The following is a 23,953-nucleotide window of genomic DNA, read 5'->3' as shown; positions in this document are numbered from 1 at the left end:
CAGTCGGGGCGGCCAGCATGGTCTAGAATGAGAGTCTAGCACTGGCTGGCCCGACAACGACAGGGGCAGCAATCTGCCGACGGGCATGACTCGTATTGCTCATACACCTTCTGCTCCAGGTTAATGCCATGACCGCTTTGCTACAGGCTCTGGAAACTTCGGTTCTGCGACGGCACCCGGGCATGGAGCTGCTGGGCGGCGGCCTTCTGGTGCTGCTGCTGGCAGCACCGTTTGCGGTTGCTACCGGTGCCGACCAGCGCTATCTGGCGGTGGTGCTGGTGTTGTACGCGCTGCTGGCGACACTGGTCTGGCAGACCTGGCCTGGCGCACAGGAAGCCGCCCGCAGTGGCGGTGAATGGCGCCATTGGTGTGGCTTGAGCTGGCTCAGTCTGGGGCCCGCCAACCGGGTCACGCTGGTGCGCGCATTGCTGATGATCCTGGTCTTGTCAGCGTTGCCTTTCCCGGTCTGGGCTGCGCAGCAGGCCTGGGCGCTGGCCGGACTGAGCCTGCTGGCGCTGAGTCTGGATGGTCTGGACGGTTGGGTGGCACGGCGCACTGGCTCAGTGTCTGCCTATGGTGCCCGCTTCGACATGGAGGTCGATGCGGCCTTCATCATGGGGCTGGCGCTGCTGCTGGTGGTGCTGGAGCGAGCCGGTATCTGGGTGCTGGCGCTGGGCCTGATGCGCTATGCCTTTGTGCTGGCGGGCTGGCGCTGGTGCTGGCTGAACCAATCTCTGCCACCCAGCTTTCGGCGTCAGTTTGTCTGTGTCTGGCAGGTGGCGACGCTGCTGGCTTGCATGCCGCCCTGGTTGCCTGCCTGGGCCAGTGTGTCGGCGCTGGCCGTGGCGCTGGTGCTGCTGACGGTTTCTTTCCTTACCGATGTGATCTGGCTGTATCGACAGCAAGGTCAGTCTGAATCGCCGTAGACTCTGTGCAGTGACTGGCGGAAAGCATCCATGCCGGGCGCCGCGGGCGCCTGCTCGGTGCCCGGCCAGAAACCATCGACCAGAGTCTGTGCAAAGGCGTCGGCCTGCAGCCAGTGTACCCACGCGTCCAGCAAGTCCTCATCCTGGCTGATCAGATGCACCGGCACAGCGCGATTGACCTCGGTGCTGGTCACTATGGGTGGTGCCTCATGGTCCCCGATGGCAATCAGCAGGGCGTCCTCGGGCAGGTACCGTTCGGCATAGTCCGCCACCACCTGCAGGCTGTATTCGATCGAATCCAGATAGTACTCACGCACTTGGGCATTGTCCTGGAAGACCTCGTCCGGAGAGGGATGGCTGTTTGCATGCTGATGAAACAGTTGGCCATCGTCCACCTGATCCCAGTCCACAATGGGAATCACGGGTACCCAGGGGGCATGGCTGCTGATCAGGGCCACTTCCGCAAACAGCGGGCCTTCTGCTTCCTGGCGCAGCCCGTGGTACAGCCAACTGAGTGTGTACTGGTCCGGCATGGTGAAAAAGTTCATGGCGGGCCCTGCATAGCCCATGGTTCTGGCATCGTGAATGCCGTCAAAGCCGTACTGGTCGGCTACCGGCCAGTCCCGTGTATTGGCCGGCATTACGGCATGGGTCTGATGGCCGGTGGCGCTGAAATCGGTTACCAGGGTCGGTTTGCTGCTGTCCAGCATGGTTTCATACAACACCTGATTGGGCAGCCACTCGCCGCTAAGCAGGGTGCCGTGCGCGAGCCAGGACTGGCCACCCTGAATGGGTGCGATCAGGCGACCGGTCAGCGCCTGCATACCGGTACCGTCGAGTTGCTGCTCGATGGCAGCCAGGAGGCTCCGAATGGCGGGTGCATACTCGGGGTCAACAATGGCCTCCATGCCGTAGGATTCGACAAACACCAGATACACATCACGTCCGGCGAGACCGGGCAGAGCAGTTGGCTCGGCCCGGGCCGCTTCCGTGGCCAGCGTGCGGGCAAATTCCCGCTGTTCCTGCCGGGTCTGTTGCGCTTGTCGCCACTGATCATGCAGGGTGCTGATGCCTTCGGCGGCCACCGGTCCGCGGCCGGCGTCGGCCGCACCCGCCGCGATCAGGCCGAGGGCCAACAGGCCGCTGCCGGCCCATCTGGCCGTGCCGGAGCGGGCGTGCAGCCCGGCAAGCAGGCGCCCCAGCATGAAGGTCAGACCGCTGATGGCCAGGGCACCGCCCAGCGCAATCAGGACGGTCGCGACCACTCCCAGATTGGTCAGAGAGAGGTCATAGGCCGAACGCAGCAGGGGAAAATCCAGATAGAGATTCAGGGCTCGGCCCAGACTGGTGCGGACCAGAATGTCGAATCCCGCGATCAGTGCGGCGACGACATAGAGCACGCCGATCAGATAGGCCGGTACTGCCCGCCAGGCTCCGGCTGGCAGCAGCAGGAACAGGCCGGTCAGCAGCAGGGCTTCGGCGGCAAACAGCGGCAGGCGCCCGCCCCAGGCCTGCGGCCAGGCTACGGCCACAAACAGCAGGTTCAGCAGCAGTAGAACAACGACTGTCCGACGCATGTCTTGTGCTCCTTCCCGGGTGTCAAGGGTCTGCGGTGCCCGTTCAAGCCGGGTGCCTACGCAGGGCAGCGCTATTTGGATGTCCGCAGGCGCTTACAAAAATATTGGGACACTGTTCAAAGTATCTGCTACTTTTCTAATAGAGCGGGCCGAATAAAAGTATCATGAATATCGGTCTTCAGCCGCAGATCTTGCCTGTTAAGGCAAGCGGTAGTGTTCATTTACTGACCGTGAGATCAACAATGGCAGCGCAGTACAAGGGTATACCGAAACAGGGTGAGACGCTCGACACCCTGGTAACGCTGGCACAGGATAACCCCTGCCCCGTACTTGTGCTGTCATTTGATGGACGGTTGCTGGATGCCAATGCCGGCAGTTGGCTGGTCATGGATCATTGGCAGGCCAGCATCGGACAGCCCATTCCCGAACCCTGGCTGAGCCTGGCGCTTGCAGCTGCGGGCTCTGGGGAGACCATGGAAGATCAGCTTTCGGTCGGCATGGTCAGTATTTCACTCCTCTTCTTCCCCGCCGTACCGCACAAGCAGATTTATGTCTTCGGCATGGATGTTTCGGTGCAGAAGCAGATCGAGCAGAAGGTGGCACTGAATGCCAAGGTGTTCGAATCCACCACCGAGGGCATCCTGATCATGGATGCCGATATGCGCGTGATCGATGCCAACCCGGCTTACTCCGAGATCACGGGATATGGCCCGGGAGAGGTGCTGGGTGAGACTGCGGCCTTTGCCGACCCGGCCCGGCAGAGTGCCGAGTTTCTGAATGAACTGCAGGCGAGTCTCGCGCAGAAAGAGTCCTGGCAGGGTGAACTCTGGAGCCTGCGCAAGGATGGAGCGCGTTATGCCGAGTCGCTGTCCATTTCGGTCATCAAGGATGAAAGCGGGCAGGTGACACATTATACGGCTGTATTGACCGATATTACCCTGCAGAAACGGGCTGAAGAGCAACTGCTACAGATGGCTCACTTTGACATGCTGACGGGCCTGCCCAATCGACGGCTGTTTCACGACCGGTTGAGTCAGGCCATTCTGTCAGCTGAGCGGTCGGCCGAATGTATTGCCGTCATGCTGGTTGACCTGGATGGCTTCAAGCTGGTCAACGACCACCTGGGCCACATTGCCGGCGATCAGATGCTGGAGCTGATCAGTCAGCGTATTGCCGCCAGTGTTCGGGCCAGTGATACCGTCGCCCGCATGGGCGGGGACGAGTTTCTCGTCCTGCTACGCCATCTGGGCAGCCTGCAGGACGCAGAGATGATCGCCGACAAGATTCTGCAGGCGGTGTCTGCCCCTGTCATGATGCAGGACCATGAGATTTTCCTGACTGCCAGTATAGGTGTCAGCGAACACCGGAAGGGGCAGACCAGTGATCAGTTGATGCGCCTGCTCGACAGTGTCATGTATCAGGCCAAGAATGAAGGCAAGAACAGTTATCGTTTGGTCGGCATACAGACCCACGAAATGGCGGGTGATCGTCTGGCCTGGCAGACCCGGTTGCGGCGCGCTCTGGAACAGGGCGAGATTCTGCCCTACTACCAGGGCATATTCGATACCGAGTACGGTACCCTGGCCGGCCTGGAAGTGCTGGCCCGCTGGCAGTCGCCGACCGACGGCCTGATCATGCCGGGCCAGTTCATCCCGCTGGCCGAAGAGTCGGGGCTGATCAAGCGCCTGGGGGAACAGATATTGCGGCAGGCCTGCACACAGGGGGCAGCCTGGCTGGCCGAGGGGCTGGAGGTGGGTTTGCTCAGTATCAATGTGTCAGCCCATCAGTTGCACGACAAGGGGTTTCTGGAGACCGTCGAACGGGTTCTGGAGCAGACAGGGTTCCCCGCAGAACGGCTTGATCTGGAACTGAGCGAGGCGATCTGGGTGGAAGGCCGGGAGTCGGTTATCGACAGCCTCACCCGCTTGCGGGCCATGGGTATTCGGGTGTCCATTGATGACTTTGGTACCAAGTATGCCTCACTGGCCTATCTCCGGCACCTGCCGGTGGACCGCATCAAGATCGACAAGAGCTTCATGGATGACATTCCCGGCAGTGATATCACCAGTGCCATTGTGTCCGCCATCATGACCATGGCCACCAGCATCGGACTGGAAGTGGTGGCAGAGGGGATTGAAAACCAGTCCCAGTTGGACTTCATGAATGGCGCCGGCTGTCGGTTGATACAAGGCTATCTATATGGCCGCCCCCAGGCGGCCGAAGCGGTCCCGGCGCTCAGTCGCAGGGCCGATTTTCGCGGTAACAGCAGATTCGGGGTGGTTGACCATGAGCGATAGCATCACCTTCACGATCGAACCCGATTGGCGGGAAATAGATCGCATCAACAACCAGGCCCGGGAGTTTCTGGCCCAGACGTTGCTGGCGTCCAGTGGCGTGGATACCTACACCATGGTGCTGTCCGAGTTGATGGAAAACGGCATCAAGTATGGGCGCGGCAACAAGCCCATCGAAGTCTCGGTCAAGGTGACACGGCGCTCGATTCGCATTCAGGTTGACAACTATGTCGATGCGGCGCAGTTGCCCAGTCTGAAGAATCTGGACCGCACACTGCAGTGGATTCGCGGCATACAGGATCCCTACCAGGCCTTTCTCGAGCGCGTGCGCCAGATAGCCCGCGAGCCCCTGTCCGATGGCAAGAGTTGTCTGGGGCTGGTCCGTATTGCCTACGAAGGCCGGGCAGACCTTGATTTCATTCTCGAGGACGACCGGCTCAGCGTGTCTGCGGTGGCCAGTCTGAGCCCATCCATGTGTGTACCCGAAACCAGCGAGGGCGTCTGATATGGCAGATCTGAAAGAAGTGTTCAATGACGGTACGTTGAAAATACACATGCAGGACGATGCCAAGGTGCTCACGCTGCACCTGTCCGGCAAGAGCATTATTCGGGATGCCATGGATACCCTGCTGCCCATCTTCATGGAACAGTTGGGGCGGGCCCAGGAGCAGGGACAGAAGCTGGTAGTGGATTTCCGGTCAGTCACCTATATGAACTCGTCCTCCTTCGCGCCGGTGATCAAGGTGCTGGAGAAGGCTCGCATCGGCACCACAGCGTTGCTGGTACGCTACAACAGCCGGGAGAAGTGGCAGGAAACTTCATTCTCTGCACTGACTATATTCCAGACTCCGGATGGTCGGATTGCACTCAATGGTGATGGCGATGAAAACGGCAGGTGAATTCCGGTCAGATGACGTGACCGCAGTGGAAGAAACCGCTGCCCTGCAGGGGCAGTTGCGCGCCGGGGCGCAAGCCATCCCGGTGTGGGTGCGTCATGCCTCCAAGTATTCGGCGGCTGTTACGGCAATAGACGACAGTGCACTGACTCCCGGGGATTATGATGCCCTGACGCTGGCCCTGCCCGGGGACGAGGTCAGTACCGGGCATTGCCGTCTGCTTATCGATCCATCGCTGGACGGTACGGCACTGCGGCTGGTGGCGTTGGAAGGCATCGTTGATTTCGAGAAACTGCTGTTCAGCCAGCGCTTTGACTGCCTGGATCAGGCGGCGCGCAATGTGCCCCTGGTACTGGGTTACCGACGCAACCTCGATGCGGCCTTTCGCGATCATGTGGCGGACCTGTCCTATGACCTCAGCGTCTATCGCAACCTCTTTGATCGTCTGGATGAAGAATACCGGCATGAACCGCCGGCGGTTGCGGAAGCCCTGCAGCAGGGCATTATCGAACATCTGGGACCGCAGATGACCGCCAGCCTGGATGCCTATATCTGCCAGCTGCCGGAACTCACCGCCGATTTCAGTGGTGAACAGCATGGTCATCATGGTTACTATCTGCGCAAGCAGATCTGGGGTGCGTTGCTGACATCACCCTTCCTGGCCCGCACGAACCTCAAGCCCAGAGGCTATATCGGCGACTCGGAAATGATGCAGATGTGTTATCGCCATCAGCATGAAGGGGGCAGCACCTTCGGCAAGCTGATGCACTTCCATCCAGTCGACGCGGCAGCGGCACAGGCGGTGCGCAACCGGCGGCAACTGGTGCCGCGGCTGGCACGCCAACTGGCGGATCGGCTGGCCCTGCCGGCCACCGAACGCCTGAAGACCCTGTCCGTTGCCTGTGGCCCGGCCATGGAGCTCAATGATCTGTTTCTGAGCGCCGAGGACTGCCAGCGTTTCCATTGTTCCCTGCTGGATCAGGATCAGCAGGCGCTCACGGAAGCGACCGTGCAGATTCAGTCACTGGAGGCGCGCTTCGGGCAACCCCTGTCTGTGGACCTGATTCAAGAGTCCGTGCGCACGCTGCTGGCGACCCGGGTTTTGCGTGCGCGCTGGGGCGATTTCCATTTCATCTATTCCATGGGCCTGTTCGACTATCTGACTCCGCCGGTGGCGGAGGCCGTGCTCAGGAAACTGTATGCACTGCTGTTGCCCGGTGGCGAAATGGTGATCGGGAACTTCCATGTCGACAACCCGACTCGGCTTTACATGGACTACTGGATGGACTGGCCACTGTACTACCGTACTGAACAGGAGTTTCTGGATCTCGCGTCATCTCTGGAAGGCCTCAAGGCCTGGATAGACTATGATGAAACGGGCGTTCAGATGTTGCTAAGAATAAGAAAGGCGGACCCTTGAGCTTGAAACGACATCAAATTCAGTCCGAAGTGTCCGAAGCGGTCAGTCGGAACAACTTCCAGTTATACCAGACCGATCTGGTGCACAAGTGGCTGCGCACGGTAACAGCCCTGGTATTCGGTCTGGTGCCGCTGTTTTTCCTGCTCGACATCATCATGCTGCCGGCGGCACTGATACCCCAGTTTGCGGCCTACCGGGCCGTGTCGACAGCGCTGGCGCTCGGACAGTATCTGATCATACGCAATACCCCGCCGGGGCGGCTGTCCTATCTGCATGGTTACTTTGCCTCCATGCAGGTCGGGTCGGTCATCGCGCTGATGACCGTCGCCCTTGGCGGGTTTGACCATGGCTATTATGCCGGACTGATCCTGGTCATCATCGGGGTCAGCCTGGTGCTGCCCTGGCGCGGCAAGCATACGGCGGTCAATGCAGCGGTGATCGTGGCCATGTATCTGGGCTTCAATCTCTACTATAGCCAGCCGTATGACCCCGCGTTGCTGGCCAACAACCTGTTCTTTCTGGTCAGTGCAGGCATCATTGCGGTGGCCATCAGCGAACTGCGCCACCGGCTGATCGCCAACGAGTTCAACCTCATGGTGGAACTCAAGCAGGCCCGCGACTCGCTGTGGGGCGAAATGGAGCTGGCCAAGGATATCCAGATGTCACTGCTGCCCAAGAATCTGGATTTGCCAGGTTATGACATTGCCGCCAGCATGCAGCCGGCACTGGAAGTCGGGGGTGACTACTACGAGGTGGTCGAAACCAGGTCCGGGGCGCGCTATGTCGCCATCGGTGATGTTGCCGGCCACGGCCTCAGCGCGGGGCTGATCATGATGATGGTGCAGACCAGCCTGCAGACGGTGCTCAAGGCCGATCCGGATTGCAGTCCGGTGAAAGCGCTGGAAACCATCAACGGGGCCCTGCGCGCCAACGTCTGCCGTATGGGCTCGGACCACTACATGACGCTGTCCATCCTCAAGCTGGGTGCGGACAGCATGGAAGTGGCCGGTCATCACCAGGACATCCTGCTGTATCGCTCTGCCAGCCGCAGTCTGGAGGTGGTGCCGACGACCGGTACCTGGCTGGGCATCATTGACAGCCTGGAAGGGTTCCATTTGCCGGTGCACATTCCGATCAAGACCGGTGATGTGGTCATGCTGTTCACGGACGGCCTGACCGAGGCCACGGACAAGAACGGTGCCCTGTTCGGCCAGCAGCAACTGGAGCACATATTTCTCAAGCATGCGATCAGTGCGCCGACCGAACTGGCGGACCGCATTCAGCGTTCTATCCAGAATTACCAGCATGAGCAGAATGACGACATGACACTGCTGGTACTGCGCAAGACAGAGGAACAGAATGGTGCAACTGGTTCAGTGGCTTCTGACTTGAAGGAGGTTGGGTCCTGATGTATCAGCGCAAACACAAGCGAACGCGCTTTATTTACCGGCTGCGGGCCCGGGTGGCCGGGCAGGAGCGGGATTTCGTCGGACAACTGGTCAACGCCAATCCGGAAGGCATGCTGCTGTTCGCCAATGATCCGCTGGCGCCGGACAGTCGTCTGACGCTGCAGGTGGACCTGCCACAGAACGCCATGGGCGCCGGACAGGCGGAATTCGAGGCGGTGGTGCGCTGGTGCGAGCCCAACCCGGGTACGGGTCAGTATGCCATTGGTCTGCAACTGGAGCATGTGCCCCCGGCCTCGCACGAACTGCTGAGCCTGTTGCAGACCCGGTTCCAGGAACTGGAGCCGGCGGAGGACGACCCCTATGTACGCAATCGGGGCGATGACCCGCTGTTCAGCTAGCGATGTTTACGGTCAGTTCCAGCAGGGCCAGGTCGCTGCCGGGTGGCCCGATCAGGGAAAAACCGACCGGGCCACGAGCGTCTCTGAGCCACGGCAGCGTAACCTGCGGACATCCGGCCACACCGGCCACGGCGGTCAGGCGCAGGGTTCGACTGCGCACCCTTTCGACTTCCTCCGGTGATGCGTCTGCACGCGGAGCGGCCCCGGCAGCGGTCGGCAGACAGAGCACACCATCATCACCAAGTATGTCCAGCACCTGTCGGCGCAGCGCCAGACCGGCCTGACGGGCACGCTCCGCTGTGGCCGGGTCGATGGTGGCGGCCATGGCAAAACGCTCCCGGACGCCGGGACCGAACTCGGGTTGATGCGCCTCGATCCAGGCGCCAAAGCACTGCCAGGCTTCATGGGCCTGCAGGGGCCTGAAGGCCTCGAAAAACGGCGTCAGATCGCCCAGCATTGCGGGTGGCTGTGTGGCAAGGCCGGTCTCTGCGCAGGCCTGCCGGGTGTCTTGGGCCAGCTCGGGGCTGACCAGATCCAGCGCCTCTGACAACAGCCTGACTCGCCTCAGTGTTGGCGCTGGCGTGGAAGGCAGCAGCAATTGTCCTACCGAACGCAGCAGGTCCGGCGCACGCGCAAACCAGCCCAGGGTATCGAAGCTCGGTGCCAGGTTAGCCACGCCCTGCATTGGGGTAACACCGTGTGTCGGTCGCAGCCCATACAGGCCGCAATAGCTGGCCGGTATGCGTATGGAGCCCCCGGTGTCCGTGCCCAGCGCAAAGTCGACGCGCTTGGCGGCCACCACGGATGCCGAGCCACTGGACGACCCGCCGGGGATGGCGCCCGGCAGCGCCGGGTTGGGCGGCGTGCCATAGTGGGCATTCTGGCCTGCCAGGCTGTAGGCCAGTTCATCGGTATGGGTCCTGCCGATCAGGCGAGCGCCGGCTGCCAGCAGGGTGCTGACAGCCTGTGCATGGGCTGGCGCCGGGCCGTGCGTCTGGCGCCAGGTCGGGTTGCCCAGCCCGGTGACATGGCCGGCGACATCGATGACATCCTTGACGGCAAAGGTCAGTCCGTCCAGCGGACCGGTGCCGGTGGGCAGAACCTCGGTCGGGTCAAAGTCGAGAAATCCGGAGTCGAGCGTCATGTCAGATCCTTTTCCTTTGCATTGTCAGGCCAGTCAGGTCAGAGCATAGCCGCCGCGCCGTCGCTGCGCGGGTCGGCGGCGCCTTCCACCAGCCCGCTGGGGTGGCGTACCAGGGCACCGGCATGGCCCATCTGATCGCTGAAGCCGGTGTCCAGCACCACGGGGGCATGGCCGGCGGCGGCAAGCCGGTCGATCAGCTCAGGCGGGAAGCGGTTTTCAAGCTTGAGCTGTGTGCTGTCGTCGCCCCAGGTGCGTCCCAGCAGCCAGCGCGGCGCCGTGACAGCCTGTTGCAGCGGCTGTCCGAACAATGCATAACGGCTGAACAGGGCCGCCTGCGTTTGCGGCTGGCCTTCACCACCCATGGTGCCGTAGGGCATGACGCGACCATCTGACAGCACCGCCATGGCCGGATTCAGCGTATGAAATGGCTTGCGGCCGGGCTGCAGTGCATTCCGGTGCATCGGGTCCAGACTGAAACTCAGCCCCCGGTTCTGCCACAGCAGGCCGGTGCCCGGCAGGGTGACGCCGGAACCGAATTCCCAGTAGATACTCTGGATGAAACTGACCGCCGTGCCGTCGGCATCGATACAGCCCATCCAGACAGTATCGCCCGGGGCTGCCGGTTGCGGCCAGGGCAGGGCCTGCTCGCGGTCGATGCGGCGGCTCAGGTCGTCCAATACAGAAGGCTGCAGATAATGCGCCGGGTCTTCCGCAGTCCAGGCCGGATCCAGGCAGATCCGGTCGCGCACCATAAAAGCCTGCTTGGTGGCTTCGATCAGGCCATGGACATGGGCAAGAGATTCGCCTTCGGTGACCTGCAGGCGCTCGAACAGGCCGAGAATCATCAGTGACGCCAGTCCCTGCGTGGGCGGCTTCAGGTTGTACAGGGTGCCGGCCTGCAGGCGCAGTGCCAGCGGCGCACCGACTACCGCCTGATAGGCGGCCAGATCAGCCGCCGTCAGCGGACTGCCCGCTGCCTGCAGACCCTGCGCCAGTTGCTGTGCCAGGTCACCGCGATAGAAGTCATCCAGCCCGGCGCGTGCCAACTGCTCAATGGTGTCGGCCAGTTCGGGCTGCCGGAGCAGGTCGCCCTCGGCGGGCGGCTTGCCTGCTTGCAGATAGGTGGCGGCGAAGCCGGGTGCTGCTTTGAGTTCCTGCAGCTTGCTGCGTGTCAGTTCGGCCTGGCTGCGGGTCACGGCAATACCGGAGCGCGCCAGTTCGGCCGCTGGCAACAGCAGGCGCTCCAGCGGCAGGCGCGCGCCCTGGCCAGCGGCGATATTCAGCGCCTGCGCCCAGCCCTGGACCGTGCCGGCCACTGTAAGCGCGGCCGCCGGGCCGCGGCTGGGGATCTGGCCCAGACCGCGCTCGCGATACCAGTCCATGCTGGCAGCTGCGCCGGCCGGCCCGCAGGCTTCAATGGCGATGGGGTCGCGCCCCGGCGGCTTGATCAGCCAGAAACCGTCACCACCCAGGCTGTTCATGTGCGGGTAGACCACGGCGATGGTGGCGGCCATGGCCACCATGGCCTCTATGGCGTTGCCGCCCTCCTGCAGCACATCGCGACCGGTCTGTGCGGCCAGATGATGCGGGGCGACACAGCCGCCGCGCAATGAGCGAGGGGTCTGATTCATGGTCTTCTCCTCAGGCCAGCACGCTGTAAAGCATGCGCAGTGCAGTGATGGTCAGGAAAACGGCAAACGCCTGCTTGAGCAGGCGCGCATTGAGCGCATGGGCGATGCGGGCGCCCACCGGGGCCATCCACAGGGTCATGGGCACAATCAGCGCAAAGCCGATCAGGTTGATGTAGCCCAGCGTCAGCGGCGGTCGGTCGGGTACGCCCAGACCGTTGATCAGAAACCCGATGGCACCGGGAATGCTGATCACGATACCGATGGCAGCGGCCGTACCCACGGCCCGATGCATGGGCACATTGAAGGCGCTGAAAATGGGCACGCTGAGCGTGCCACCACCAATGCCCATCAGGGTGGAAAAGGTGCCAATGGTGGTACCGATGCCATGGCGGGCCAGACCGCCGGGCAGGGCCGGAGCCAGCGTCGACGGCCGGGTGCGCAGCGCCATGTTGGCGGCCACCAGCAGGCCGATAACGCCGAACACCAGCGACAGCACCAGCCCGGGCACAAAACCGCTGATCAGGGCGCCCAGCACCACACCCGCAAACAGCGCCGGTATCAGGCTGCGCAGCAGGTCCTGGTCCAGATTGCCTTTTGCGGCATGGCTGCGCGCCGACAACAATGAGGTGGGCACGATGGTGGCCAGCGAGGTGCCGACCGCGACGTGCATCTTGACCGCTTCGTCCACCCCCAGCAGTGTGAACAGATGGTAGAGCACCGGCACGATCACAATGCCGCCGCCCACACCGAGCAGCCCGGCCAGCAACCCGGCGACAATACCGGTCACCGCCAGTGCGGCGACCAGGCCGAGCAGCCAGGCCAGGCTGTGTTGATCCAGTAATTCCATGATGTTTCCCCCTGGGCAGTGAAATGGACGGCTGTCAGTTCAGCGATTGTGCTCGATCCACTGGATCACCGCATCCCGTTCTTCAGCGGTCATGTTGGTCGGGTTGCCCAGCGGCATGTACTGGGTGCGCAGCGAGGTGATGACCCGGTCTGCGGTGCTCAGTGTGTCCTCGCCACTGGTATAGATCAGCCCACCCGGCGCACTGCTGAACATCGAGCTGCTGGGTGAGGCCGCATGGCAGGCGGCGCAATGCAACTCCACCAGGTCATCCATTGCCGACTCACTGATCAGTTCTGCAGAGTCCTCCTGCGCCGTGCCTGTGGCTGCCGTTTGCGGCGCCATCCACCAGGCCACAGCCGCCAGGCCGGCCAGTGCGACCACCAGGATCCAGACCTGGGTCTTGCCCTGATGGCGCAGGTTGAAAAAGTGGCGGGCAAAGGCGCTGATGCCGCACACCAGGGCCAGCACCAGCCAGTTCAGTTCGTGGCCATAGGTCATGGGGTAGTGATTGCTGATCATGATGAAGATGATCGGCAGCGTGAAATAGTTGTTGTGGGTGGACCTCAGTTTGGCCAGCAGGGCGGGTTCGGGGTCCGGCTCGGTGCCGGCATTGACCGCCCGCACCAGGTCGCGCTGGGCGGGAATGATGCCCAGCAGCACATTGCCGGCCATGATGGTGCCAATCAGCGCGCCAACCTGAATGTAGGCACCGCGGCCGGAGAATACCGAGGTCATGGCCCAGGCATAGAGAGTCAGCAGAACAAACAGAACCGCCCCGAACAGCCGTCCGTCCTGGCGCAGGGGAGAGCGTATCAGGGCCTCATAGACCACCAGCCCGATCAGCAGGGAGCCCAGCGACAGGCTGACCGCCTGCACAGTGCTCAGGGGAAAGTTCTGGCTGTCCACCAGATAGGACTGAGCCCCGACATAATAGATCAGCACCATCAGCACCATGCCGGTCAGCCAGGTGGTATAGGCTTCCCACTTGAACCAGTGCAGCTTCTCGGGCTGCCGGGGTGGGTTCAGACGATACTTGGCCACTTCATAGTAGCCGCCACCGTGAATGGCCCACAGATCCCCCTTGATGCCCCGATCCTTTTTCTCCTGTGGCGGCTCTTCCAGGTTGTTGTCCAGCCAGATGAAATAGAAGGAAGCGCCTATCCAGGCCACGCCAGCGATCACATGGAACCAGCGGAAAAACAGTTCCAGCCAGTTGAGCAGGTAGGCAGTTGTCATGAGGCGTTCTCTCCTGATCGCGTCTCGGGCACCGGGGTGCACTGATAGTAAAAGATAAACAACTGGTCAGGAAGGCAAATAACAGGCCATTGCCGGTGGCTGCTGGACGAAAAATCACGGAAACCTGAAGCAGGACCGCACAAACTTGCACATGCCGCCAAATGGATTGATCTGGTGGTTTTTCGGGTCAATAACGGCACCAGAATTGTGCAATTAATGTGCGCATGGCTTCTTTTGGTGCGCCCAAAAGGGGCTTCTCCGGTGTTTCAGTGTCAATCCTGACCATCTGTTTAAGTGTAGCAGGGAGATGCAGCAGTATGGCATGGCTGTTGCTACGTTCGAGTGTCCTGTGTGGCTAATTCGTTGACCTTCTGCCAGCCAACGAATTAGCCACACAGGACACCAGGCTGCCGAGGTCAGATACCGTTTTATACGGGATGACGCGAAGCAGGTCCAATCGAATGGAACCGTAGCCCTCTGGCTGCAAGGAGAATAATCATGTTCACTGCCTCATCACTGTCACTGTACTCGGGACGGCTTTCAGCATCACTCTCAACGCCGCTGCGGGCACTGCGTCCGCTGGCTGCGGCTGCCCTGACTATCGCCCTGACTGTGCCTGCTGCGCTGGCACAGGGCATGACGAACATCAATTTCACCCTGGACTGGCGCATAGAAGGGCCCTCGGCGCCCTTCCTGATGGCGCTGGAGCGGGGTTATTTCGAAGAAGAAGGCCTGCGCGTCTCCATCGATTCGGGCAACGGCTCTGCCGGGGCAGTTACCCGTGTGGCAACCGGCGCCTATGACATGGGCTTTGCCGATTTCAACGCCCTGGTCGAGCATGTAGCGGCCAACCCGGACGACAGTCTGCAGGCTGTCTACATGGTGTACAACAGCATCCCTGCAGCCGTATTCGCCGCAAAATCTTCCGGCATAGAGACACCCGCGGACCTGGTGGGCAAGACACTGGGTTCGCCCGTCTTTGATGGCGGTCGCAAGGCCTGGCCTTCGTTTGCTGCCGCCAACGGCCTCGAGGTGGATGCGGTCAGTTGGGAAAGTGTTGACCCGGCCATTCGGGAAACGCTGATGGCACAGGGTCGCCTGGACGGCATCACCGGCTTCTACTTTACCAGCCTGCTCAATCTGGAAGCACGTGGCATGGATATGGATGACGTGACCGTCATGCTGTATGCCGACTTCGGTGTGCCCCTGTACGGCAATGCCATCATCGCCAGCAACGGCATGATGCGGGACAACCCGGATGCAGTCGCCGCCTTCAATCGGGCCTTCAACCGGGCGCTGGTGGAAACCATCGAGGATCCGGCCACGGCCATTACCTATGTGAAGCAGCGCGATGGCCTGATTGACGAAGAGCTGGAACTGCGCCGGCTCAACCTGGCCCTCGAGTCGGTCGTGATCACTGACGATACGCGCCGTGATGGCCTGGGTTCGGTCACCATGGAGCGCCTGGAAACAGCCATTGATGAAGCGGTGTCTTCCTTTGGCCTGAGCATGACGCCGGTGGCCGCCGAGCTGTTCAATATGGATATGCTGCCCGAGCGGGCCAGTCGGGAAGTGCCTGCCCTCTGAAGGGCCGACACCTGCAAGCAGACCGCCTATCAAGGAGCACGCAATGGAGCAGGTGAGGTTTGAACAGGTCAGCCTGGCCTATGATGAGGGTGGCCCGCTGGCCATCCAGGACATCAGTCTGTCAGTGGCCGAGAACGAGTTCATTGCCGTGGTTGGGCCCTCCGGCTGTGGCAAGTCGACGCTGATGAAGCTGGTGTCCGGTCTGACCGAGCCGACCGAGGGCTATGTCTATGTCGGCGGGCGTCAGGTCGCCGGGCCGCAGAAATGCATCGGCATGGCCTTTCAGGCGTCCAACCTGCTGCCCTGGCGCACCACGCTCGATAATGTGATGTTGCCGCTGGAAATCGTCCAGCCCTATCGCAGTCAGATGCGACGCCAGCGCAAGGCGTTCGAGGCCCGCTGTCGCGACCTGCTGGCGCGGGTCGGGCTGGCCGGCAACGAGGACAAATTTCCCTGGGAACTGTCCGGGGGCATGCAGCAGCGCGCTTCCATTTGCCGGGCCCTGATCCATAAGCCCAAGCTGCTGATGCTGGATGAGCCCTTCGGGGCGCTGGATGCCTTCACCAAAGAAGAGCTGTGGATCATGCTGCAGGAGCTGTGGCAGGAAGAACCCTTCACGGTGATTCTGGTTACCCATGATCTGCGTGAGGCCACCTTTCTGGCCGATACCGTCTATGTGCTGAGCAAGGGACCGGGGCAACTGGTGGCACGCAAGGCCATTGAACAGGCCCGGCCGCGCAAGCTGGAATGGACCTATACCGACGACTTTGCGCGTGATGTGCATGAACTGCGCGAGCATATCGGGCGCATCCGGGAAAGCTGAGCTGCCGGCACGGCTGGCAAATACACAGTTCGATAACAAAACCGGCCTGACAGGCCGCAGGGAAAGAGGGCACTGAAATGGCCATCAGCAAGCGCAAGAAATTTCTGGTCAAGCATGCCTCCTGGCTGCTGATGATCGTACTGCTGGTGTTCTGGGAGTTCATCTGCAGAGCCCTGCAGGTGCCGCAATTTCTGTTTCCGGCGCCGACGGCGGTGCTGGAAGCCGGTATCGCCCGCTGGGAAATCATTTCCATGCATGCGCTGCAGACGCTCTATACCACGCTCGTCGGCTTTGCCATTGCGGTAGCCTTCGGTTTGCTGGTGGGTATGGCCGTAGGGTCCTCGCCGCTGGTGTATCGGGCGCTCTATCCCATGATGGTGGGCTTCAACAGCATTCCCAAGGTCGCCTTCGTGCCGGTGCTGGTGGTATGGTTTGGTATCGGCACGGTGCCGGCCATCCTGACGGCCTTTCTGATTTCGTTCTTTCCGGTATTGGTCAATGTGGCCACCGGGCTGTCGACGCTGGAACCCGAACTGGAGGATGTGCTGCGCTCCATGGGCGCCTCCAAGCTGGATATTCTGCGCAAGGTGGGTCTGCCGCGCACCATGCCGTATTTTTTCGCCTCGCTGAAGGTGGCCATCACACTGGCTTTCGTGGGCTCGGTGATCTCGGAGACGGTGGCGTCCAATCTGGGCATTGGCTATCTGATGATGGCGGCCAGTTCCTCCATGGATATGGCGCTGGTCTTTGCCGGGCTGATCGTTATCGGGGCCATGGGTGTCGGCATGTACGAGCTGTTCGCACTGACCGAGAAGCGTTTTACCGGCTGGGCCAATCGCGGCTCCGGCGGTGTTGCCTGAGGCGGGTTCGTGCCCGACCGGCTGAGAGCATTGCAAAGTCTGACCATGCGGTTATATTGGCCCGGCATTCTGACCAGATGAGCCCAGTGTGAACAAGAGACAGCAGACTCGGAAAGACAATCAGCAACGCATCCTGCAGGCCGCCGAAGAAGAGTTCGGCCTGCACGGTTTCAAGGGCACCACCATTCAGAACGTGGCCGACCGGGCTGGGCTACCCAAGGCCAATGTGGTGTACTATTTCTCCAACAAGGTGAACCTGTACACTGCTGTGCTGGGGCGCATTACGCGCAGTTGGAATGATGTCTTCAACCGGGCCACGGCAGAGGATGACCCGGCCGAAGTGCTGGATCATTTCATCCGCGCCAAGATCGAGCAGAGCGTGCTCAACCCGCGCGCGTCGCGGATTTTCGCCATGGAGATCATTCAGGGTGCGCCGCACCACAAGGACTATCTGCGCCAGTACCTGCGCAACTGGGTGCGGGATCGAGCCACCGTCATTGAGCAGTGGATCGCCGAGGGCCGCATGCACCCGGTCGACCCGGTGCAACTGATATTCATGATCTGGGCCACAACCCAGCACTACGCCGATTTCGAAACCCAGGTGCTGACCGTCATGAACCGGGGCGAGTACGAGGCACAGGACATCGACCACATCGGTGACTGTGTCAGCACCATTATATTGCGTGGCTGTGGCCTGGAACCGCCGGCGCGCTCCGGTCAGGCCGACCAGGCACCCGCCCGACCCTGAACAGAGAGGATTGAACTGCATGTCGTCATCGTCGCACTCGTTTCCGCCGCTGGACCCGCCGGCCCGCCTGCTGATGGGGCCGGGCCCGATCAACGCCGACCCGCGCATTCACCGGGCCATGGCAGCGCCCCTGGTGGGCCAGTTCGATCCGGTGATGACCCGCTACATGAACCAGACCATGGCCGTCTATCGGGCCGTGTTCGAGTGTGACTATGCGCAGACCCTGCTGATTGACGGTACTGCCCGTGCCGGTATCGAGGCCGTAGTGATCTCGGCCATTGAGCCCGGGGAGCGGGTACTGGTGCCGGTGATGGGGCGTTTCGGTCATCTGCTGACCGAAATTGCCGAGCGCGCCGGCGCCGAGGTGCATACGATCGATATCCCCTGGGGGCAGGTCTGCACCCTGGAACAACTCGAAACCGCCCTGAAAACCGTACGCCCGAGTCTGGTGGCCACGGTGCAGGGTGACACCTCGACCACCATGCTGCAGCCGCTGGCCGGCTGGGGTGACCTCTGCCACCAGCATGACGCCCTGCTGGTGTGTGATGCGACCGCATCCATTGTGGGCAATACGCTGCCCACCGGCGAGTGGCAGCTTGACGCCGTAACCTGTGGCCTGCAGAAATGCCTGGCCGGGCCGCCCGGGGTGGCGCCGATCACACTCAGCCCGGCTTTTGTCGAGCGGGTCAACAGGCGGCGCCATGTCGAGGCCGGCATCCGCGATACACAGGACCAGCCGCAAGCGGGCCCGCGCATCGGCTCGAACTATTTCGACCTGCCGATGATCATGGACTACTGGGGTGAGCGTCGACTCAACCACCACACCGAAGCCAGCACCATGCTGTATGCGGCCTATGAAGCCGGGCGTATTGCGGTCGAGGAAGGCCTGGCCGCCGCAGTCAGCCGCCACCGGCTGCATGGCAATGCCATGGCCGCCGGCGTTGAAGGCCTGGGGCTGGCGCTCTATGGCGACCAGTCCACACGCATGAACAACATTGTCGGCGTCCGTATTCCCGAGGCCCTCGACGGTGAAGCCGTGCGGGCGGCGCTGCTGCAGGACTGGGGCATCGAAATCGGCAGTTCCTTCGGCCCGCTGAAAGGCAAGATCTGGCGCATCGGTACCATGGGCTACAACGCCCGCCAGGACTGTGTGCTGATGACGCTGGCGGCGCTGGAGCAGGTATTGCGTCGCCAGGGCCACGCCTGCCCTCAGGGCGGCGGTGTGGATGCGGCATACGCGATTTATCAACGGGCAGAGGAGGGCGCAGTACAATGAGCATTGAGCATTCCGATCTGACATCGGGCCAGCGTGTACTGGACTGGGCCGATCAACTGGCCCGTTGCAGTGACAGCCCGGACTACCTGTGTCGCACCTATCTCAGTGCCGAGCATCGGGCGGCCAATGATCAGGTCGCGGCCTGGATGCGCCAACTGGACATGGCGACCTGGGAGGATGCCGCCGGCAACCTCTGGGGTCGTTGCGAGGGTCGGCAGCCCGGCCCGGCGCTGGTCATGGGTTCGCATCTGGATACCGTGCGTGACGCCGGCCGCTACGATGGCATGCTGGGCGTGCTGGTGCCCCTGATGGCGTTGCAGGAGCTGCATGCAGCCGGCGAACAGCCCGCCGTGCCGGTCGAGATAGTCGGTTTTGCGGATGAAGAAGGCACCCGCTTTGGCACCACACTGCTGGGCAGCCGCGCCGTCACCGGGCGCTGGGACCCGGCATGGCACGATATCCGTGATGCCGAAGGAGTCTCGCTGGGCGAGGCACTGGTGGCCTTTGGGCTGGACCCGGAGCGCATGCACGAAGCGGCGCGTGATCCGGCCGACCTGGCTGCCTACATAGAATTTCATATCGAGCAGGGGCCCGTGCTGGAAGATCAGGGGCTGCCCATGGGGGTGGTCACCTCCATCAATGGTGCGCGGCGTCTGCGGCTGACGATCACCGGCCAGGCCGGTCATGCCGGTACCGTGCCCATGACATTGCGCCGGGATGCCCTGATAGGTGCCGCCGAAATCATGGTAGCCATGGAACAGCGAGCCCGAGACCAGGGCGTCGTGGCCACCTTCGGGCAACTGGATGTGCAGCCGGGGGCCGTCAATGTGATCCCCGGGCGGGTGGTCCTGTCGCTGGATATCCGCAGTGAGGATGACCGGCGGCGTGATCAGGTGCTGGCGGACTGGCTGGCCGAAGTGGCGCCCATGCTGCAGCGGCGCGGTCTCGAACTGACGCAGGAAGCGCTGCATCAGGCCGGGGCAGTGCCCTGCGATGCCGGTCTGCAGGACCGCCTGGCCCGTCTGCTGACACAGGCCGGGCAGCCCGACTTCCGGCTGCCCAGCGGTGCCGGGCATGATGCCATGGCCATGGCCGAGATCCTGCCGGTGGGCATGTTGTTTCTGCGCTGTGCCGGCGGTATCAGCCACAACCCGGCTGAAAGCGTGACTGCTGATGATGTGACGGCGGCCGTGAACGTGATAAAGGCGCTGTTGCGCGCAGGACTGTGAGAGGTTGCCATGGCCTATACCCCGACCTACCCGCGTGACCTGATCGGCTATGCCGGCCATGAGCCCGAAGCCAACTGGCCCGGGCGAGCGCGGATTGCCGTCCAGTTCGTACTGAATTACGAGGAAGGGGCCGAGAACTGTGTGCTGCACGGTGACAGCCACTCCGAGACCTTCCTGTCCGAGATAGTGGGCGCCAGTGCCTACCCGGACCGCCACATGAGCATGGAGTCCATGTACGAGTACGGGTCCCGTGCCGGGCTGTGGCGCATATTGCGCGAGTTCGAACGCCGCCAGTTGCCGCTGACCGTGTTCGGGGTGGCCATGGCGCTGCAGCGCAACCCCGAGGCAGTGGCCGCGTTCCAGCATTACCAGCACGAAATCGCCTGCCACGGGCTGCGCTGGATTCACTATCAGGACATGCCGGAAGCCGAAGAGCGGGCCCATATGCGCGAGGCGCTGGCCCTGATGGAACGCCTGACCGGAGAACCCCCGCTGGGCTGGTATACCGGCCGGGACAGCCCCAACACACGCCGCCTGGTGGTGGAGGAAAGCCAGTGTCTGTACGACTCGGACTACTATGGCGATGACCTGCCATTGTGGCTTCCGGTCACCGACAGTCAGAACCGCACGCGGCAACATCTGGTGGTGCCTTATACACTGGATACCAACGACATGCGGTTTGCATCACCGCAGGGGTTCAACAGCGGTGACCAGTTTCTGCGCTATCTGACCGATGCCTTTGATGTGCTCTATGCCGAAGGGGCGGAACGCCCCAGAATGCTGTCCATTGGTATGCATTGTCGCCTGATCGGTCGACCCGGCCGGTTCAGGGCGTTACAGCGGTTTCTCGATCATATCGAACAGCAGGACCGCGTCTGGGTCACCCGCCGCATTGATATTGCCCGCCACTGGCAACAGCATCATCCGGCCAGCGGCGCAGACCAGCCCGAGTAGGGCTTGGGCGCGACGGGTGCGTAAATGCCTCGCGTGCTGGTGCGCAGGCGGCGCTGCACCAGCATTTCTGCCATGCCGACAGCCACACTGACTCCATCGATGACCGGTATACCCAGGTCCTGCGCCAGCCGGTCGGCCAGATCGGTCATGCCGGCACAGCCCAGTACCACAGCGTCCACGTCCTCCTTGTCGATACAGATCAGGGCCTGAGTGCGCAGGGTCTGAAAGGTGTGTTCAGTATCCTCCTCCAGCGCCAGTACCGGCATATTTACCGCCCAGACACCCGCACACTGTGCATCGGCACCATATTTGCGCAGCAGATGCCGGGTGAAGGTGGTGGCCTTGGGTACGGTCGTGATGACGGCAAAGCGGCTGGCCAGCATCTGCGCGGTCTGGAAGGCCGCCTGTGCAATGCCCAGTACCGGTACCGAGGCCAGCTCACGCGCGGCATCCAGCCCGGGGTCACCGAAACAGGCCACAATATGGGCATCTGCACCCGCATGATCTCCCGCCCGAATCTGTTCCATGACGCCAATGGCAGCAATGGCCTCATCCTGGCAGGTTTCCACCGAAGGCGTGCCGGCGTCGGGTGAAACACAGCGAATATCGGTGGTGGTCTGGGCCCATTGCTGTGCCGCCTGCTTGATTTGCCGAGTCATGTTGGCAGAAGTATTGGGATTGATGATGTTGATTTTCACGGCACACCTGAGCAATAAAGATAAATAATTGAATACAATAGTGAACAATATTGTATGAATTGTCATCCTGAATTTTTGTCTATCTTGAATATGCAGTGCACGAAAATGGCGCAATTTTGATCAAAAATGCGCCAGCATTGTGCTCCATTGTCACGCTATGATCCTTTTTGTCCGACTCTCGGAGTATGGATTCGCATTTTATGTGAAGAATTGACGCTAAGGTATTGAATACAATTTAATTAAATATTGTTGGCATAAATGGTGCTACTTGCTGTCAAGGCTCGGTTGCTGTTTGACCCTGTCCGTCCCTCACCACAACGCAAGGAGAACAATGATGCGTAGCTCATCCCACCATTCGGGGGCTGCTGTTGCAGAATCCGATTCTGTACGTACGCCACCGTTTCTCAGGCTGGTCGCTGCCGGTCTGTTGATACTGATGATGCCGCTGGCGGCCACCGCCAATGGCGGTACCATCCGCATCGGCATGACGGCATCCGATATTCCGCTGACATCCGGGGCGCCCAACTCGGGCTTCGAAGGTGTCCGCTTCACCGGCATGACACTCTATGATGCTCTGGTCAGTTGGGACCTTTCGCAGGCCGACCAGCCAGCACCTCTGGTACCGCAACTGGCCGAGTCCTGGAGCGTCAGTGAAGAAGACCCCAGGGTCTGGACCTTCAATCTGCGCCAAGGTGTCGAGTTTCACGATGGGTCACCTTTCAACGCCGATGCCGTGGTGTTCAACTTCGATAAGGTATTTGATGAGGCGTCACCTCAGTTCGATGCCCGCCAGGCCGCTCAGGTCGTCGCTCGCCTGCCCGCCTACGAGAGCATTCGCAAGGTTGACGAGTACACCGTCGAGATCACTACCAAAACACCGGACAGCATGCTGATCAATCAGTTGCCGTTCATGTTCTTCTCCAGCCCGGCGCACTGGGAAGCGCTGGGTCGTGACTGGGGGGCCTTCGAACAGGATCCGTCCGGCACCGGTCCTTTCAGGCTGAGCAGCCTGGAGCCGCGAGAACAGGCGGTGCTGGTGCCCAATGCGAATTACTGGGATGAAAGCCGGATGGCACAGGCCGAGCGCATAGTGCTGGTGCCCATCCCGGAAGCGACCACACGCGCCAACGCGCTGTTGTCCGGCCAGGTGGACTGGATCGAAAACCCGCCGGCCGACACCCTGCCCATGCTGGAAAGTCGCGGCTTCCAGATCACCAGCAACGGCTATCCGCATCTGTGGCCCTGGCAGTTCAGCTTTCTGGAAGACTCGCCCTGGCTGGATCGCAATGTTCGCCATGCGGCCAACCTGGCGGTAAACCGGGAAGAAATTCAGGTTCTGCTGGCAGGCAACATGGTACCGGCACAGGGCCTGCTGCTGCCCGGAGACCCGGCCTTCGGCAACCCGGATTTCACCATCGAATATGATCCCGAGCAGGCGATGGCATTGCTCGCCGAGTCGGGTTTCGGCCCTGACAACCCGGTCGAGGCCACCATTCTGATCTCCACCTCCGGTTCCGGCCAGATGCAGCCGCAGGAAATGAACGAACTGATCCAGCAGCAACTGAGTCAGGTGGGTATCGAGGTGGAGTTCGAAGTGCTGGTCTGGGAAAGCCTGTTCGACAACTGGCGACAGGGTGCCGAGCATTCCGGATCACGGGGTGCCCATGCGACCAATATCACCTTCGCCACCCATGATCCGTTTGCGGCCATCATCCGCTTCCTGGACACCAACAGTGCGCCGCCCAATTCACTGAACTGGGGCTACTACAGCAACTCGGAAGTGGATGCGCTGATTGCTGACCTGCGGGAAACCTTCGATGCGGAGGAGAACCTGAGCGTTTATCGGCAGCTGCATGAAGCCATTGTGGAGGACGCACCCTACCTCTTCGTGGGTCACGACACAGGCCCGCGCGCGATGGCGCCTGGAGTGGCAGGTTTTGTGCAGGCTCAGAGCTGGTTCCAGGACCTGACCCCGGTCCATATGGCTGACTGACCTCGGT

The 23,953-nt window shown here is 61.6% G+C and carries 21 protein-coding genes; 15 read left to right on the top strand and 6 right to left on the bottom strand.

The annotated features are described in order from the left end of the window. The first annotated feature begins 128 nt into the window (after positions 1-128). The gene (locus tag E4656_RS14575; RefSeq protein WP_135484029.1) at positions 129-926 is read left to right on the top strand and encodes a CDP-alcohol phosphatidyltransferase family protein; all 798 of its coding nucleotides are present in this window, start codon (positions 129-131) and stop codon (positions 924-926) included. Here the strand turns inward: E4656_RS14575 and E4656_RS14570 are convergent. Beyond that, a complete protein-coding gene (locus tag E4656_RS14570; RefSeq protein ID WP_135484028.1) occupies positions 908-2,503 on the bottom strand; it encodes an alkaline phosphatase family protein in 1,596 nt (531 codons plus the stop codon). The two genes, E4656_RS14575 and E4656_RS14570, sit on opposite strands and share 19 nt — an antisense overlap. Positions 2,504-2,745: 242 nt before the next feature. Between E4656_RS14570 and E4656_RS14565 the strand changes: the two genes are divergently transcribed. From E4656_RS14565 to E4656_RS14540, 6 genes are read left to right on the top strand one after another with little or no spacing between them, the layout of a single operon-like run. After that, positions 2,746-4,800 carry a putative bifunctional diguanylate cyclase/phosphodiesterase gene (locus E4656_RS14565; RefSeq protein ID WP_167856076.1) on the top strand — a complete coding sequence of 685 codons (2,055 nt, stop codon included), beginning with the start codon at positions 2,746-2,748 and terminating at the stop codon, positions 4,798-4,800. Beyond that, positions 4,790-5,302, top strand: coding sequence for an ATP-binding protein (locus tag E4656_RS14560; protein WP_135484026.1), 513 nt, complete (start codon positions 4,790-4,792; stop codon positions 5,300-5,302). Before E4656_RS14565 ends, E4656_RS14560 begins: the two co-directional genes overlap by 11 nt. A 1-nt stretch (position 5,303) precedes the next feature. Further along, entirely contained in the window at positions 5,304-5,696 is a 393-nt protein-coding gene (locus E4656_RS14555; protein WP_135484025.1) for a hypothetical protein, read from the top strand. Beyond that, positions 5,680-7,113: a class I SAM-dependent methyltransferase gene (locus E4656_RS14550; protein WP_135484024.1), complete on the top strand. Its 1,434-nt coding sequence runs from the start codon at positions 5,680-5,682 to the stop codon at positions 7,111-7,113. The genes E4656_RS14555 and E4656_RS14550 overlap by 17 nt, the downstream gene beginning before the upstream one ends. A gap of 2 nt (positions 7,114-7,115) precedes the next feature. After that, a complete protein-coding gene (locus tag E4656_RS14545; protein WP_135484023.1) occupies positions 7,116-8,522 on the top strand; it encodes a PP2C family protein-serine/threonine phosphatase in 1,407 nt (468 codons plus the stop codon). Further along, positions 8,522-8,920 (top strand): PilZ domain-containing protein, encoded by a 399-nt coding sequence (locus E4656_RS14540; RefSeq protein WP_135484022.1) that lies wholly within the window; start codon positions 8,522-8,524, stop codon positions 8,918-8,920. The genes E4656_RS14545 and E4656_RS14540 overlap by 1 nt, the downstream gene beginning before the upstream one ends. Here E4656_RS14540 and E4656_RS14535 read toward each other — a convergent pair. Genes E4656_RS14535 through E4656_RS14520 form a run of 4 tightly spaced genes read right to left on the bottom strand, consistent with a single transcriptional unit; the run spans position 8,913 to position 13,778 of the window. Continuing rightward, positions 8,913-10,064: an amidase gene (locus E4656_RS14535; protein ID WP_135484021.1), complete on the bottom strand. Its 1,152-nt coding sequence runs from the start codon at positions 10,062-10,064 to the stop codon at positions 8,913-8,915. The two genes, E4656_RS14540 and E4656_RS14535, sit on opposite strands and share 8 nt — an antisense overlap. Positions 10,065-10,102: 38 nt before the next feature. Further along, on the bottom strand, positions 10,103-11,695 hold the full coding sequence (locus tag E4656_RS14530; protein ID WP_135484020.1) for a gamma-glutamyltransferase family protein: 1,593 nt from the start codon (positions 11,693-11,695) through the stop codon (positions 10,103-10,105). Positions 11,696-11,705: 10 nt separating this feature from the next. Then, positions 11,706-12,542, bottom strand: coding sequence for a sulfite exporter TauE/SafE family protein (locus tag E4656_RS14525; RefSeq protein WP_135484019.1), 837 nt, complete (start codon positions 12,540-12,542; stop codon positions 11,706-11,708). Positions 12,543-12,581: 39 nt separating this feature from the next. Then, on the bottom strand, positions 12,582-13,778 hold the full coding sequence (locus tag E4656_RS14520; protein WP_135484018.1) for a urate hydroxylase PuuD: 1,197 nt from the start codon (positions 13,776-13,778) through the stop codon (positions 12,582-12,584). A gap of 498 nt (positions 13,779-14,276) precedes the next feature. Between E4656_RS14520 and E4656_RS14515 the strand changes: the two genes are divergently transcribed. The 7 genes from E4656_RS14515 (at position 14,277) to puuE (ending at position 21,255) form a co-directional block, all read left to right on the top strand. Then, positions 14,277-15,365, top strand: a complete 1,089-nt coding sequence (locus E4656_RS14515) for an ABC transporter substrate-binding protein (RefSeq protein ID WP_135484017.1) — start codon at positions 14,277-14,279, stop codon at positions 15,363-15,365. 43 nt (positions 15,366-15,408) lie between these two features. Beyond that, positions 15,409-16,188: an ABC transporter ATP-binding protein gene (locus tag E4656_RS14510; protein WP_135484016.1), complete on the top strand. Its 780-nt coding sequence runs from the start codon at positions 15,409-15,411 to the stop codon at positions 16,186-16,188. A gap of 77 nt (positions 16,189-16,265) precedes the next feature. After that, positions 16,266-17,048 (top strand): ABC transporter permease, encoded by a 783-nt coding sequence (locus E4656_RS14505; RefSeq protein WP_135484015.1) that lies wholly within the window; start codon positions 16,266-16,268, stop codon positions 17,046-17,048. A gap of 88 nt (positions 17,049-17,136) precedes the next feature. After that, positions 17,137-17,796, top strand: coding sequence for a TetR/AcrR family transcriptional regulator (locus E4656_RS14500; protein WP_135484014.1), 660 nt, complete (start codon positions 17,137-17,139; stop codon positions 17,794-17,796). 19 nt (positions 17,797-17,815) lie between these two features. Further along, on the top strand, positions 17,816-19,072 hold the full coding sequence (locus tag E4656_RS14495) for a pyridoxal-phosphate-dependent aminotransferase family protein (RefSeq protein WP_135484013.1): 1,257 nt from the start codon (positions 17,816-17,818) through the stop codon (positions 19,070-19,072). After that, complete coding sequence (locus E4656_RS14490) at positions 19,069-20,301, top strand: allantoate amidohydrolase (RefSeq protein ID WP_135484012.1); 1,233 nt, start codon at positions 19,069-19,071, stop codon at positions 20,299-20,301. Before E4656_RS14495 ends, E4656_RS14490 begins: the two co-directional genes overlap by 4 nt. A gap of 9 nt (positions 20,302-20,310) precedes the next feature. Continuing rightward, positions 20,311-21,255: an allantoinase PuuE gene (gene puuE, locus E4656_RS14485; RefSeq protein ID WP_135484011.1), complete on the top strand. Its 945-nt coding sequence runs from the start codon at positions 20,311-20,313 to the stop codon at positions 21,253-21,255. On the opposite strand, the gene E4656_RS14480 is transcribed toward puuE, so the two are convergent. Next, positions 21,222-21,953: an aspartate/glutamate racemase family protein gene (locus E4656_RS14480; protein ID WP_205849219.1), complete on the bottom strand. Its 732-nt coding sequence runs from the start codon at positions 21,951-21,953 to the stop codon at positions 21,222-21,224. The two genes, puuE and E4656_RS14480, sit on opposite strands and share 34 nt — an antisense overlap. Positions 21,954-22,287: 334 nt before the next feature. Between E4656_RS14480 and E4656_RS14475 the strand changes: the two genes are divergently transcribed. Further along, positions 22,288-23,946 (top strand): ABC transporter substrate-binding protein, encoded by a 1,659-nt coding sequence (locus E4656_RS14475; protein WP_135484046.1) that lies wholly within the window; start codon positions 22,288-22,290, stop codon positions 23,944-23,946. Positions 23,947-23,953 lie beyond the last annotated feature (7 nt).

Source organism: Natronospirillum operosum (assembly GCF_004768465.1).
Lineage (GTDB): Bacteria > Pseudomonadota > Gammaproteobacteria > Pseudomonadales > Natronospirillaceae > Natronospirillum > Natronospirillum operosum.
Note: the sequence above shows the minus strand (reverse complement) of the source record. Positions and strands in the feature narration are given on the sequence as shown.

Excerpts from the sequence above, each read along its gene's own strand:
- E4656_RS14540 (WP_135484022.1), top strand. The coding sequence starts at position 8,522 with ATGTATCAGCGCAAACACAAGCGAACGCGCTTTATTTACCGGCTGCGG.
- E4656_RS14490 (WP_135484012.1), top strand. The coding sequence starts at position 19,069 with ATGAGCATTGAGCATTCCGATCTGACATCGGGCCAGCGTGTACTGGAC.
- E4656_RS14555 (WP_135484025.1), top strand. The coding sequence starts at position 5,304 with ATGGCAGATCTGAAAGAAGTGTTCAATGACGGTACGTTGAAAATACAC.
- E4656_RS14520 (WP_135484018.1), bottom strand. The coding sequence starts at position 13,778 with ATGACAACTGCCTACCTGCTCAACTGGCTGGAACTGTTTTTCCGCTGG.
- E4656_RS14560 (WP_135484026.1), top strand. The coding sequence starts at position 4,790 with ATGAGCGATAGCATCACCTTCACGATCGAACCCGATTGGCGGGAAATA.
- puuE (WP_135484011.1), top strand. The coding sequence starts at position 20,311 with ATGGCCTATACCCCGACCTACCCGCGTGACCTGATCGGCTATGCCGGC.
- E4656_RS14530 (WP_135484020.1), bottom strand. The coding sequence starts at position 11,695 with ATGAATCAGACCCCTCGCTCATTGCGCGGCGGCTGTGTCGCCCCGCAT.
- E4656_RS14550 (WP_135484024.1), top strand. The coding sequence starts at position 5,680 with ATGAAAACGGCAGGTGAATTCCGGTCAGATGACGTGACCGCAGTGGAA.
- E4656_RS14570 (WP_135484028.1), bottom strand. The coding sequence starts at position 2,503 with ATGCGTCGGACAGTCGTTGTTCTACTGCTGCTGAACCTGCTGTTTGTG.
- E4656_RS14535 (WP_135484021.1), bottom strand. The coding sequence starts at position 10,064 with ATGACGCTCGACTCCGGATTTCTCGACTTTGACCCGACCGAGGTTCTG.
- E4656_RS14495 (WP_135484013.1), top strand. The coding sequence starts at position 17,816 with ATGTCGTCATCGTCGCACTCGTTTCCGCCGCTGGACCCGCCGGCCCGC.
- E4656_RS14575 (WP_135484029.1), top strand. The coding sequence starts at position 129 with ATGACCGCTTTGCTACAGGCTCTGGAAACTTCGGTTCTGCGACGGCAC.
- E4656_RS14515 (WP_135484017.1), top strand. The coding sequence starts at position 14,277 with ATGTTCACTGCCTCATCACTGTCACTGTACTCGGGACGGCTTTCAGCA.
- E4656_RS14565 (WP_167856076.1), top strand. The coding sequence starts at position 2,746 with ATGGCAGCGCAGTACAAGGGTATACCGAAACAGGGTGAGACGCTCGAC.
- E4656_RS14510 (WP_135484016.1), top strand. The coding sequence starts at position 15,409 with ATGGAGCAGGTGAGGTTTGAACAGGTCAGCCTGGCCTATGATGAGGGT.
- E4656_RS14525 (WP_135484019.1), bottom strand. The coding sequence starts at position 12,542 with ATGGAATTACTGGATCAACACAGCCTGGCCTGGCTGCTCGGCCTGGTC.
- E4656_RS14505 (WP_135484015.1), top strand. The coding sequence starts at position 16,266 with ATGGCCATCAGCAAGCGCAAGAAATTTCTGGTCAAGCATGCCTCCTGG.
- E4656_RS14475 (WP_135484046.1), top strand. The coding sequence starts at position 22,288 with ATGCGTAGCTCATCCCACCATTCGGGGGCTGCTGTTGCAGAATCCGAT.